Genomic DNA, 12976 nt, shown 5'->3' with positions numbered 1-12976 from the left:
ACGAAGAAACAATAAATCAGTTGCTTTTCGGCAACAGCACGAGGAGATTGCAGCGTTCTCGTAAACACGCTGTTATTTGCCGCTGGTCGCCAACATGCGCCAGCATCATCCGTACCGTTCGTCGAGTGGTGGGCTCGCCGCACTTGTCGGCCATCTCCTGACAAACGCGAGCGATCTCGCCGCGCACCTGGAACACCACCCGCTCGATGCTGCGCCGGATCGTAAGGAAGCCATGGAATTCGCCTGCGAGCTGCTGCACACCAGCAAGGCATTCCACAGCATGGTCTGCAATCGGCTCGAAGTGATCTGCCATGAAGACCTCGACACCATCGCGGCGCCATGGGTCGTGCCGTTCGTCGCGACGGCGCTGGCGCAGTCCAGAGAGCGCTACAGCAGCAAGATCGGCGAAGCACGGCTGATGGTGGGCAACTGCATCAGGATCATGTGCAGGGCTCCCAAGAGCCGTGCTGGGTGCCACTGCTGCGATCGGGCTGCGGTTTCAACTCGAAGGCTACGTTCCGGCTGTTCCAGATTTCGCCAACGATCAGCACACGCTGGCGGGCCACAAGCTGGGCCGTGGTCTCGATCACTTCCGCAGCGAAGGCGCGAAGCTTGTGCCGCCGCCGGTCGATGATGATCCCTACGAGGACGAAGTCTACCGGCTGTGGGCGATCAAGCAGCGCGGCAGGCCCTGAACGTCCCGTCCGGCCTAAGGGCCGACGTAGAAGCAAGTCGCGTTTTGGCCCCGCGGAAGTAGTGCCGCTTTGGCGTCGGTTTTGACTTGAAGCACGCGCTCTCAGTCGCAAAGCTGCCCGTCGGTGACACTCCTTAGCCTTGACTTACATAAAATAGACGCGTCACCTCGGTCGGAGAGGGCCAATACTGCCATCGCGCGGGCACCGGCGGCATAACATTCGTAACCGGAGTTCGGGATGCAGGTCAGAAACAACGTACTTAACCCCAATTCCAACGAACATCGCTTAGCCGTCCTTGCAGGCGAGCAGATCTTTAGCGAGTTCAAGTATCGTAGGGGAAGGGAAATCTTCGGCGAAGGACATGAGACTGGGCATGTCTATCAAGTCCTCTCTGGAGCGGTTCGATGCTTTAGGCGGCTCCCTGATGGTCGCCGCCAGATCAAGTCATTCCACTTGCCGGGTGATATGTTCGGGTTCGAGAATGGTGCTAACCATCGGTTCTCTGCCGAAGCTGTTGTAGAGACAAGGGCCGTTTTCCTGAAGCAGCGCAACCTTTCTTGACGCATTCGCAAATCAAGAAGGGGGCAGAACCGGCTTGCTCCGCCTTGTTACAGAAAGTCTTCAACACGCTGAGAACCACATGCTTCTCTTAGGACGAAAGACCGCGCGCGAGAAAGTGGCGGCATTCATCCTCGAAATGGACGAGCGGCATGCGCATCCGGACGTGATCGTTTTGCCGATGGGCCGCCGCGATATTGCAGACTATCTCGGATTGTCGCTTGAGACAGTAGCACGGGCCTTTTCGAGCCTTCAGGACGACGGCGTGCTGCGGCTCATCGGCACAAGCCATAAACAATTTATAATCCGACGTCGTGCTGAACTCGCGCAGCTTGACGCATAAGGTCACCGCTTCCAATAGTGGGCAATCTCTACAGCGAATTCGGTTTTTGGCCCTTCTGAGCCAATAAGCAGGCTGCACTGACGGTCGGACGGGCTCGGACTTCTACGATGTCGGACGACGGCATTGCGCCACATCGCGCACCACCTTTGTGTACCGACCTGCATAAAATTTAGTTCGCGATTGCGCGATTGCAAATATCCTCAAAGGTCGCGGTCACGCGGTCCCCGCAGGTTCCCACGCGTTCGGAAGGACCCAAAACCGATGAGGGCATCCACGTTACCGAAGCGCGACGGGAAAAATAGGTAGGTACTGCAAAAGGGAGGAAGATGTGCCCTCAAACAGGGAGAGGCATCAATGCCCACGGTTGAACAATGCAGAGCCTACGCTGCGGAACACAAGCTCTTGGGAGCGGATGCGAGGAATTCAGCCCGCCGATCCGCCGTGCATAAGAACATTTCCAATAACTGGACAGCGAGCGCACCAACTTGAGAGCCTTGCGATCATCGAGAAGGAAGGAAAGTAGGCCGCTTGGGGCAAGCGAACTATTCAGAACTGGTCAGCAACTCTGTCCACTTCGTGACACGTTCGCAACAGCAAGCTACAAACTGTAATTGCGCTTGTCGTTCGCCACACTTAAGGCAATCCACGCTCTCACCGTTCGTCAGTCATTGCTGAAGTCGCGGCTCCTCGAAGGGGGAAACGATGAGTTCTGGGGACAGCATCAGGCGAGCCAACGTCGATACAAATGCGCAGAAAACTCGCGCGACCAAACCGGCAAGATATTCGGACCGCTTCAGAACCACGCATCAACCGGAAAATGCTTCCGGAGCAACTCGGTTGGCCTTGAGAGGTCTGCGCAGGGGTGAGGTCCGCGCGCATCTGGTGGCCACGACGGCAGTCGCGGCGCTGCTCGCTGCGACATCCGCACACGCGCAGAATGCGGATTGGCTGATCAATCCCGGCTCAGGAGATTTCAACACCGTCGGCAACTGGAACCCTGCCACGGTGCCGACCGGCACCGCGTCCTTCGGGTTCTCCACGATCCCCAACCTGACGTTCAACTCGGGTGCCGCAAACAGCGTCGGCGCTTTTATCTTCAGTAATTTGGCGCCGGTCTATACGTTCAGTCTCGCTCCCTTGAGCAGCCTGACATTTACCGGCGCGGGCATCTTCGCTGCTCCGAACGGCGTGCAAATTACCACTTCGCCCCTAAGCAATTTGGTGTTCACTAACAACAGCTCAGCGGGCACTTCAGTGGGCGCTGCCGCCACCACAATTACCAACGCCGGCAGCGTGACTTTTGCTGGAAACAGCTCGGCGGGCACCGCTACGATCGCGAACAACTTTCAGTTAATGTTCACAAACAGCAGCACGGCGGGCAACGCCACCATCACCACGAATGGTATAACGACGTTTTCGGGCAACAGCACCGGCGGCAACGCGCAATTGATCGTCAACGCTGGGGGGAACCTCACTTTTGAGTTCACGACGGGGCCAAATGGCGACAATCAGATCACAGCCGGATCGATCGCGGGCGCCGGCAATTACATACTTCCCGGTAAAACACTGACAGTTGGCAGCAACAATCTATCGACCGAAGTCAGCGGTGTGATCATCGGCGCCGGCGGCTCGCTGGTCAAGACGGGCAGTGGCACGTTAGCGCTGTCTGGCACCAATACTTACACCGGCACAACGACGGTGAACGCCGGTTCGCTGTTGGTGGATGGTTCGATCGCATCATCGAGCCTGACCACTGTGAACTCAGGCGCTGCGCTCCACGGTAGCGGCACCGTAGGCCCGGCGAGCATTAACGCGGGCGGCTTCCTCGTTCCCGGTCCGGTGGGGACGCCGGGCAGCATAAACGTCGCCGGCAGCCTCGCGTTTCAATCCGGCGCGTTCTACATCGTGCAGGTAAACCCCTCGACGGCGTCGACCACCAATGTGACCGGCACCGCTTCGCTCGCGGGGACAGTGGGGGCCGTTTTTGCACCTGGGAGTTATGTCTCGCGCCAATACACCATTTTGACGGCCGCCGGCGGGCTCACCGGCACGTTCGACGCGCTCGCCACCTTCGGCTTGCCGGCCGGCTTCGGGGCGCGACTGGCCTACGTCGGCAACGACGCAATACTTAATCTCAAGGCCCAGCTCGTTCCCGATCCTAACCCGCCAATACCTATACCACCCATACCGGGTGGACCGACGCTGCCGCCGCCCCCACCGGTCTTCACCGAGAACCAGCTCAACGTCGGCCGTGCCATCGACAACTTCTTCAACAACGGCGGTGCGCTGCCGCCGGCCTTCGTGCCGCTCTTTGGCCTCGCCGGCAGCAATCTCACCAATGCCCTCGATCAGATCTCCGGAGAAGCTGCGACCGGTGCACAGACAGCCGCATTCCAGCTCGGCAGCCAGTTTCTCAACCTGATGCTCGATCCGTTCGTCGATGGTCGATGCGGTGTTGGCCGCACTGACTATCCAGCGCTCGGCCTCAGGCCCGACTGCGAGCCTCGGCCGTCGGGACCAGCTCTTGCCTATGCCTCGATGTACACCAAGGCACCCCCGGCGCCGGCGCCGATCTATGAGCCGCGCTGGACGGTGTGGGGTGGCGGCTATGGCGGGGGCAACAAGACCAGCGGCGATCCCGTGATCGGCAGCCATGATCTTTCGACACGCACCGCGGGTTTCGCGGGCGGGTTCGACTACCGCCTTGCGCCCAATTCCGTGGTGGGCTTTGCAATCGCCGGTGGCGGCACCAATTGGAGCCTGTCGCACGGGCTTGGCGGTGGTAGAAGCGATGCCGTCCAGGCTGGCATTTACGGCGCGACCCGCTGGGGCGCGGCCTATCTCGCCGCGGACTTCGCCTTCACCAATCACTGGATGTCAACCGACCGCTTCGCCTTTGGCGGCGACCATCTGACGGCTGACTTCAACGCGCAGAGCTACGGCGGGCGGCTGGAAGGCGGCTATCACTTCGAGACGCCGTATGTCGGGGTTGCGCCCTATGCGGCGATCCAGGCGCAGAGCTTCCACACGCCGAGCTACGGCGAAATCGGCACCATTCCCAATGGCTTTGCCCTCGCGTTCGGTTCGCGCGATGCGACCGACACCAGGAGTGAGCTTGGTGCGCGCTTCGACCGGTCGCTGGCGCTCTATTCCAACGCCGTGCTGACGTTGCGCGGCCGGCTCGCGTGGGCGCATGACTGGGTGAGTGATCCCACCCTCATGCCGGTGTTCCAGGCGCTGCCGGGGGCGAGCTTCATCGTCAACGGGGCGATCCCCCCGAAAGATTCCGCGCTGACGTCGGTGGGTGCGGAGCTTCGGTTCGTCAACGGCATCAGCCTGCTCGCCAAGTTCGACGGCGGCTTCGCCTCGCACTCATCCACCTACGCTGGCACCGGCACGATCCGCTACAGCTGGTAACAACGGCCCGCCACTTCTCGGGCAGGGACTTCAACTTATGGGCCCTTGCCGCCTACAAGTGGTTCGCGTCCGCTTTCAGCGGATAAGCGGTCTAGGGCCTATTGGGGCCCGGCCATCTCACCCGCGGTTCGCTTCGTCATTCAGAGATCTGAAAAACGTCTTGTTCTGCAAGAGATTGTCTCATCCACGGCACCCGAAAATTAGTGCTGGACGCCAGGACCACACGGTTTTGCCGCACGCACGGCCCGCCATTTCGCCGCAGTTTTTCCAGCCCTGTCGACGGAGCCGGAAACTTACAGACGAGACGAACCTGACAGCGCCGCTCATCCGGCACGAAGTTTTGGGCTCACGGAGAGCAATCCGCCCTGCCCTTGACCTCTCGCGCCCGACGCTGTCGCGTCCACCGCAAGCCCGACTCGCGACAGTGACGACACAAGATCGCCCCTCTTGGTGAGCCGGGATGGGCGACACATACGCCAATTCCGAATTTCGGTAAAGTGGAATATTTTCGCCCGCGCGGCTTGACGCCCTCTCGGGTGTTTTGCCCGTCGGGCAACGAGACCCCGTCGCCCGGATGGAGCCAACGGGTCGACGCGAAGCGCCGCCCGATCACGGGCTCCGCGCAATCCGGGAAAGGCGTGAGCGCCGGACGAGCGGTCCCGGATCGGGCTGCGCTCCATCCGGGCGACCGATCACCCGCGCCCGCCCGGCAGTCCGCCTTCCGCCTTGTATGCATTATCCCAGTTGCCATCCCCGCGGACTTCGCTTTACATGCCGGCAACTCGCCCGCAGATGACGGCCGGGGCTCAAAAATCACACACATTTTCAAAGGGACGGAATATGGCGCGTAACATCCTGATTCTCGGGGCTTCCTACGGTTCCCTGCTGGGCACGAAGCTGCTGATGGCGGGCCATAACGTGTCCCTGGTCTGCCGCGCCAAGACCGCCGAGCTGATCAACCGTGACGGTACCGAGGTGCGCATCAAGCTGCGCGACGAGGCGGTGCACCGGGCGATCTTCTCGCGCGACCTGCCCGGCAAGCTCGACGCGGTGACGCCGGGCAATGTCGACCTCTCGCGCTACGACATGGTCGGCCTGGCAATGCAGGAGCCGCAATACACCAACCACACGGTCCGCGTTCTCATGGTCAAGATCGCCGCGGCGAAGCTGCCGTGCCTGTCGATCATGAACATGCCGCCGCTGCCCTACCTGAAGCGGATCCCGTCGCTCGCCGACATGGATCTCGAGGAGGCCTACACCAATGCTCAGGTGTGGGAGCGCTTCGAGCCCGGCCTGGTGACGCTGTGCTCGCCCGACCCGCAGGCCTTCCGTCCGCCGGAAGAAGCCGCCAACGTGCTTCATGTCGGTCTGCCGACGAATTTCAAGGCATCGGCCTTCGCCGACGAGAAGCACAACAAGGTGCTGCGCGAGCTCGAAGCCGACATCGACGCGGTGACGCTCGACGGTCACGACGTGCCGGTGAAGCTGAAAGTGTTCTCTTCGCTGTTCGTGCCGCTGGCGAAATGGTCGATGCTGCTGACCGGCAACTATCGCTGCATCACGCCGCACGAGCCGCAGTCGATCCGCGACGCCGTGCACGGCGATCTCAAGCGTTCGCAGACGATCTACGATCATGTCGACGCGATCGCCCGCCGTCTCGGCGCCGATCCGCAGGACCAGGTGCCGTTCGCGAAATACGCCAAGGCCGCCGAAAGCCTGCTCAAGCCGTCATCGGCCGCGCGCGCGGTCGCGAGCGGCGCGCCCTTCATCGAGCGCGTCGACCTGCTGGTGAAGCTGATCTCGCATCAGCTCGGCACCCCCAATGCCGAGATCGACCGCACGGTCGAGACCGTGGACCTGAAGCTGAACGAGAAGATCGTGCAGGGCGGATCTGGCGCGCAGTAGCAGCGTGCCGGCGCTGCCGTCATAGGTCGCGCCGGCCTGCACTGATCGAATTGTCGATGCAGATCGGATCGCCCCTCAGCATGGGCTTACAATTTGGCCCAATACGGGCGATCCTGCTCAGCAGTCCGTTTGCGTAAATCCCGCATACATGCGACTGCTAGCCGTCACGCGGGCGCCGATTTCCGCAGGTTCCGGGGCAGCGCGATGGCCGGATCGAAGGGCTGAAGAACAAGTAGAAGACGATGGATCAGACGGCGTTGCAGGTCGCTCGCGCGGTGGAGGCCGGCGCGACGACGATGAAGGGGATCGTTGACGCGACCGGATTGTCCCGCCTCAAGGTCGAGCGCGCGCTGAGCACGCTGGAGAAGCAAAAGCTCCTGGTCCGCGACGGCCAGGGTTTTCGCGCGACCGGCCTGCCGAAAACGGCGCCGCTGACCCGGCAGTGCGGATCGTGCAACGCCTGCTGCGATATCCTTGAAGTGGCCGCCGTCGACAAGCCGGTGAACCAGCTGTGCAGACACTGGCAGACGGGAACCGGGTGCACCATCTACGACCGCCGCCCGCAGATGTGCCGGTCGTTCGTCTGCGCCTGGCTGCAAGGTCATCTCGATGATGCCTGGTTTCCGGCGACGTCCGGCATCATCGTGCATTTCAGCCAGGACGCGGTCAACGTGACGGTCGACGACCACTGCCCCGATCGCTGGCGCGAGGAGCCTTATTTCAGCAAGCTCGTCGAATGGTCGCTGAACGGGATCAGGCGGATCGGTAACCGCGGCTACGCGACCCTCGTGGTCTCCGGCGAGAACCGGTTCCTGCTGCTCGGACGCACCATCGTTCCCGAGCCGACGCTGTTCGGAACGGCGTTCCTGCCGCTCACCACCGACACCTTCCGGTTCTGGCGCGCGACATCGCCCGAGCATCTGCAGCGGCTGCACGAGCGCATCGCCGAGATCGAGCGTATCCGGCAGGAATTCGGCTCCTGTGCGATCCCCGAGAACGAGGACGACGATCCGCAGGCGCCCTATCGGCCCGCACTTTTACGGCAATCGAATCACGCCTGAACTCCGCCGTGGGCAACACCGCATGATTCGCACGGTGCCGCTCGACGCGCCCCGGCCGGGTTGATAAGCCCCACTCCGCGAATGATGGGGACTTGAGTCGGGGACATGACAGTTGCGATCGAGATGGGGCAGACCACGGCAGGCGCCGCGGCCGCCATGGACCTCGAGGAACTGCTGGCGACCCGGCTCCTGGTGCAGGGCAATTCGGGCTCCGGCAAGTCGCATCTGTTGCGGCGGCTGCTCGAACAGAGCGCGCCCTGGGTGCAGCAGGCCATCATCGACCCCGAAGGCGACTTCGTCACGCTGGCCGAGCAATTCGGCCATCTGGTGATCGAGGCCGAGGATCACACCGAGCGCGGCCTTCAGGTCGCGGGCGAGCGGGCGCGGCTGCATCGCGTCTCCACCGTGCTCAATCTCGAAGGGCTGGACGCCGAGAACCAGATGCGGCGTGCCGCGGCGTTCCTCGGCGGCCTGTTCGACGTCGACCGCGATCATTGGTACCCGATGCTGGTGGTGGTCGACGAGGCGCAGCTGTTCGCGCCGGCGGTCGCCGGCGAGGTCTCGGACGAGGCGCGCAAGCTCTCTCTCGGCGCGATGACCAATCTGATGTGCCGCGGCCGCAAACGTGGCCTCGCCGGCATCATCGCGACCCAGCGCCTGGCAAAACTCGCCAAGAACGTCGCGGCGGAAGCCTCCAATTTCCTGATGGGCCGGACCTTCCTCGACATCGACATGGCGCGCGCCGCCGACCTGCTCGGCATGGAGCGGCGGCAGGCCGAATCCTTTCGCGATCTCGAGCGCGGACAGTTCATGGCGCTCGGCCCGGCGCTGTCGCGACGCCCCCTGCGTTTGCATATCGGCCCGACCGACACCCACGCGCGCAATTCCACGCCGCGGCTGATGCCGATGCCGGAAGCCGCACTCGAGGATATGCGCGCCGTGATCCTGGCCGCACCGCCGCCCGATGCCAGCCGCCCGCAGCGCCGGCCCGCGCCCGATCTGCTCGAGCAGCTCCGCGCCGCGAAGGCGGCCGCGCCGGAGATCCGGCCTGAGGTGACCGAGGTGCCGATCAGCGCCGAGGAGCTCGCCGAGCGGCGCGAGCGCGTCGATCGTACGCTTCGCGCCGTGCTCGCCGAGCCCGATGCCGGCTTCCGCGCCGTCGGCGTGCTCTATCAGGAGTTCGTGGTTCGCTGCCGAATCGAGGGCCTCGGCTCCGCGGTGCCCGATCTGAACGAATTCCGCCGCATGCTGACACGCGCACGCGCCGGGCTCGGCGCCGAGCATGCCGAGGACGACGTCTGGCAGGACGTGTCGCTGCGCGCCTCGATCCTGCCCGACGACATGCAGGGCGTGTTCATGATGATCGCACGCGCGGCGAAGGAAGGCTGGCCCTGTCCCGGCGACGCCGCGATCGCGCGCGCCTACGGCTCGCATTCGCTGCGCCGCGCCCAGCGCCTGCTCGGCTATATGGAGGAGCAGGGCCTGATCGTCTGCCAGCTCGACGGCGCCGGCCGCCGGATCGTGACGCTGGTGGAGCTGGCCTGGGCTACCGCGCCGGGTGATCCCAACGGCGACGATCTGCCGGCCGAGCCGGTTCCGAGCGCGGCCTCGGCTTGAGATCGCCTAGAACGTCCCGGCGACAGTCAGGCGAAAGGTCAGCGGCTCGACCGGGTGCAGCACGTAATCCATCACGCCATTCTGGCAGACCGCCGTCGGCGCGACGCCGCCGGTGCAGAGATTGTACAGCGTGTCGGTCTTGAGCAGCAAGCCATAGGCATAAGTGATCTGGTTCGCCTGCGTGTTGAAGAGATTGAGCACGTCGAGCTGGATGCGCCAGCCATTGTCGATGCGATAGCCGAGGCGGCTGTTGAAGATGCTGGTCGCGGACGAGCGGAACGCATTGTCTTCCGTCAGCGGGCTCGACGCCAGATATCGCCAGCGCAAAGACCCGAACCAGCCGGTCTTCTCGCCGAGCGTGATGCCCGCTGAGGCCACCATCGCCGGCGCGTTCGGAATGTAGTTGCCGGGCGCGTTGCCGATCTGCGCTTCGGGATAGCCCGCGAGCGAGGCATAGACCTCCGCCTGCTCGCTGTCAGTGCCGCGGAAGCGCGCATGCGTCATGGCGAGATCAGCATCGATGTCGATCCACGAGCGCGGACGGTAATGATTGGTCCACTCGAAGCCGTAGCGGCGGCTGGCGCGGGTCGCCGAGGTATCGCCGGCATCGCCGGAGAACAGGATCTCGGAATCCTGATCGAGGATGAAGAGGCTGAACGAGGTGTCGAGGCCGGGCACGATCTTGCTGCGGACGCCAACCTCCGCGCCCCTGGTACGCACCAGCAGCGGCGACGGCGTCAGTCGCGTGGCGGGATCGCTCGGATCTTCCGTCGTGGTCGCGCCGCGCGCGTCGTTCGAGTGCATGCCGGTGCCGGCGCCGAGGAAGAATTCGGTCTGGTTGAACGGGCCGAGCGCCACGCGGAATTTCGGGCTGCCGAGCGCGGCGTCAGTGCGGCCGGAATTGTTGGCATTGAACAGCGAGGTGACGTCGGCCGCATAGTAGTCGCCGCGCAGGCCGACAGTGGTCCTCAGCCAATCAGTCCAGCGCACGGTGTTCTCGGCGAAGACACCGACGCTGCCCTCGCCGACCTTGTCGCTGCGAATGCTTGAGAGGAAGCCGCGCTGGAACGTGTTGCTCAGCGCCAGATCGATCGAATCATAGCGCGATTGCAGGCCGATCGTGGTCTGCATCGGCAGGCCGGCGAACGAGCCGTTCAGCGTGCGCGAGATGTTGGCGCCCGCCATCAGGCGGTCGTCGTGCTGGTGGAACTGGTCGCCGAGCACGGGATCGCTGAGGAAATAGGTGAAGTTGTTGAAGAGGTCGAGCTGGCTCTTCACGACATAGGCGTTGGCCTGCCACGACCCCACATCATCGCTCTGCGCGGTGCGGCCCGAGAGCGCAAAGCGGTTGGTGTTGCCGCCGTCGCTCGGATCTTCCGAGCCGAACCGATCGAGAAAACCGCCGGTGATCGCGCGCTGCGGCACCTGGTCGGTCGAATTCCATTTGTTGGCATAGGCCATGCCGGTGATGGTCAGGCCATCCGTCGCGGTGCCCCGGCTGTAGCGCACGAGACCGTTCAGCTTGCGCACGTTGTCCGGATTTTCCCAGGGGCCGTTGTAGGTGCCGAGCTCGCCGGCGACGAGCAGCGAACCGTCACCGACTTTCGCTGAGTCCATGCCGAGAAGACGACGATAGCCAAAGCTGCCGGCGGTCACCTGCGCGAGACCCTTTTCGGTACGGTCGATCAGGCCGATGCGCACGCTGCCGACAGAGGCGAAATCGCTCTCGTCGGCGAAGTACGGCCCCTTGCGCACATCCATCGCGCTGATGGTTTCCGGGATCAGCCAGTTGAGATCGGCATAGCCCTGGCCATGCGCGTGGGTGCGCATGTTGACGGGGACGTCATCGACATAGATGGCGAGATCGGTGCCGTGGTCGAGATTGTAGCCGCGCAGAAAATACTGGTTGGCTTTGCCTTCACCGGAATGCTGGGTCACGATCAACCCCGGCACGACTTCGAGCGCCTCACCCGGCCGCATGAAAGGGCGCGCGTTGATCTCATCGCCGGAAACGGTGATCTCGCTCGCCATGCCTGGCGGGCCCTTTGCGCCGGAGGCGACGCTGCGGGCGTCCGAGGCCGGGGCTTGCGTCGACTGAGCTACGTGACGGCGATTGGCCGGGACCGGCTTGCTGGCTCGCCGCGATGCGGGCAGTCGCTTGTGAGGCTTCGTCTCGCCGCCGGAGACCTGGATCGGCGGCAGTTCGCGCGAGGCGCCACTGCTCTGCGCGAAGGCGCTGCCGTCATCCGCGAGAAGCATGATGGCCGAAAATGCCGTCAACGCTCCGCGACGACGGCCAGACTCAGGCCGCCTCGGTCGCATCGGCGCCCCGAAGTACATTCGCGCGGGACGCGGCGCCCGCAAACATGCGGCGATAGAGCACGATCGAAACGAGCCAGGCGATCGCAAACAGCGCGATCACGGCGAAGCCGACATTGGCGAGCGACTCGTTGAGGCCGTCGACCAGCGCCCACACGCCGCCGGTTCGACCAAGCCGATCGGCGATCAGGCCGAGCGCCTCGATGCCGCCGATCAACAGCGCCACCGCGACGGACGCGCCGGTGATGGTGAGGTTGTACCAGAGCTTTCGCAGGGGATCGACGAAGGCCCAGCGATAGGCGCTGACCATCAGCGCCGAGTCGGCGGTGTCGACCAGCGCCATGCCCGACGCGAACAGCGCGGGAAAGACCATGACGTCGACGAGCGAAGCGCCGCGCGCGGCTTCCGTCGCGGAGATGCTGAGCAGGCCGATCTCGGTCGCGGTGTCGAAGCCGAGCCCGAACAGGAACCCGAGCGGGAGCATGTGCCAGGGCTTTGTCACCAGGCGGAACATCGGGCCGAGCAGGCGCGCCAGGAATCCGCGGCTCGCCAGCAGCGCGTCGAGCTGCGCGGCGTCGTGGATGCCCTGCGCGCGCGCGATGCGAAACGTCCGCCACAGGCCGACGAAGATGGCGAGATTGATGGCCGCGATCACGAGCAGGAACAGCGCCGACACCGATGTGCCGATGAGGCCGCCGATATCCCTGAGCAGGCTGTCGCCGCCGAGGCTTACCACCCCGAGTGCCAGCAGCATGGTCGCGACCACGACCACGGTGGAATGGCCGAGGGCGAAATAGAGGCCGACGCTGCGCGGCGCACCGCCCGCATGCATCAGCTTGCGCACGACATTGTCGATGGCGGCGATGTGGTCGGCATCGACGGCATGGCGGAGGCCAAACACCCAGGCCAGCAGCGCGGTCGCCATCACCGTCGGCCGGTCACCGAACGCCGCGAAGGCCCAGGCCCATGCGGCGACGTTGGCGGCGATGAGCCCGCCGAACAGCAACACGGTGGCGGGCTCCACCGCCCGTAGGGACCATTTCGTCACGACAATCATTCCG

At 63.9% G+C, this 12976-nt stretch carries 10 protein-coding genes; 7 read left to right on the top strand and 3 right to left on the bottom strand.

Annotated elements, in window-relative coordinates:
* Positions 1-16: 16 nt before the first annotated feature.
* Positions 17-313, bottom strand: coding sequence for a hypothetical protein (locus tag AB7531_RS07885; RefSeq protein WP_063981260.1), 297 nt, complete (start codon positions 311-313; stop codon positions 17-19).
* A gap of 151 nt (positions 314-464) precedes the next feature.
* Between AB7531_RS07885 and AB7531_RS07880 the strand changes: the two genes are divergently transcribed.
* From AB7531_RS07880 to AB7531_RS07850, 7 genes are all read left to right on the top strand, one after another.
* On the top strand, positions 465-695 hold the full coding sequence (locus tag AB7531_RS07880) for a hypothetical protein (RefSeq protein ID WP_063981259.1): 231 nt from the start codon (positions 465-467) through the stop codon (positions 693-695).
* A gap of 237 nt (positions 696-932) precedes the next feature.
* The gene (locus tag AB7531_RS07875) at positions 933-1256 is read left to right on the top strand and encodes a cyclic nucleotide-binding domain-containing protein (protein WP_245328547.1); all 324 of its coding nucleotides are present in this window, start codon (positions 933-935) and stop codon (positions 1254-1256) included.
* A gap of 79 nt (positions 1257-1335) precedes the next feature.
* Entirely contained in the window at positions 1336-1596 is a 261-nt protein-coding gene (locus AB7531_RS07870) for a helix-turn-helix domain-containing protein (RefSeq protein ID WP_245328546.1), read from the top strand.
* Between the two features lie 702 nt (positions 1597-2298).
* Positions 2299-5013 (top strand): autotransporter outer membrane beta-barrel domain-containing protein, encoded by a 2715-nt coding sequence (locus tag AB7531_RS07865; RefSeq protein ID WP_084794974.1) that lies wholly within the window; start codon positions 2299-2301, stop codon positions 5011-5013.
* A gap of 840 nt (positions 5014-5853) precedes the next feature.
* A complete protein-coding gene (locus AB7531_RS07860; protein ID WP_063981258.1) occupies positions 5854-6918 on the top strand; it encodes a ketopantoate reductase family protein in 1065 nt (354 codons plus the stop codon).
* A 242-nt stretch (positions 6919-7160) separates the two neighbouring features.
* Complete coding sequence (locus AB7531_RS07855) at positions 7161-7979, top strand: YkgJ family cysteine cluster protein (RefSeq protein ID WP_063981257.1); 819 nt, start codon at positions 7161-7163, stop codon at positions 7977-7979.
* Between the two features lie 105 nt (positions 7980-8084).
* Entirely contained in the window at positions 8085-9596 is a 1512-nt protein-coding gene (locus AB7531_RS07850) for an ATP-binding protein (RefSeq protein WP_063981256.1), read from the top strand.
* A gap of 6 nt (positions 9597-9602) precedes the next feature.
* Here the strand turns inward: AB7531_RS07850 and AB7531_RS07845 are convergent, their stop codons facing one another.
* Both AB7531_RS07845 and AB7531_RS07840 read right to left on the bottom strand, forming a co-directional pair.
* On the bottom strand, positions 9603-11918 hold the full coding sequence (locus AB7531_RS07845) for a TonB-dependent receptor (RefSeq protein WP_063986109.1): 2316 nt from the start codon (positions 11916-11918) through the stop codon (positions 9603-9605).
* On the bottom strand, positions 11899-12972 hold the full coding sequence (locus AB7531_RS07840) for a HoxN/HupN/NixA family nickel/cobalt transporter (RefSeq protein WP_063981255.1): 1074 nt from the start codon (positions 12970-12972) through the stop codon (positions 11899-11901). The genes AB7531_RS07845 and AB7531_RS07840 overlap by 20 nt, the downstream gene beginning before the upstream one ends.
* Between the last annotated feature and the right edge of the window lie 4 nt (positions 12973-12976).

Origin of the sequence: Bradyrhizobium sp. 63_E2_N1_3, assembly GCF_052076005.1 — a bacterium.
In the GTDB taxonomy this organism is placed as follows: domain Bacteria; phylum Pseudomonadota; class Alphaproteobacteria; order Rhizobiales; family Xanthobacteraceae; genus Bradyrhizobium; species Bradyrhizobium barranii.
The sequence above is the reverse complement of the archived record's forward strand: the minus strand, read 5'-3'. Positions and strand labels throughout refer to the sequence as shown.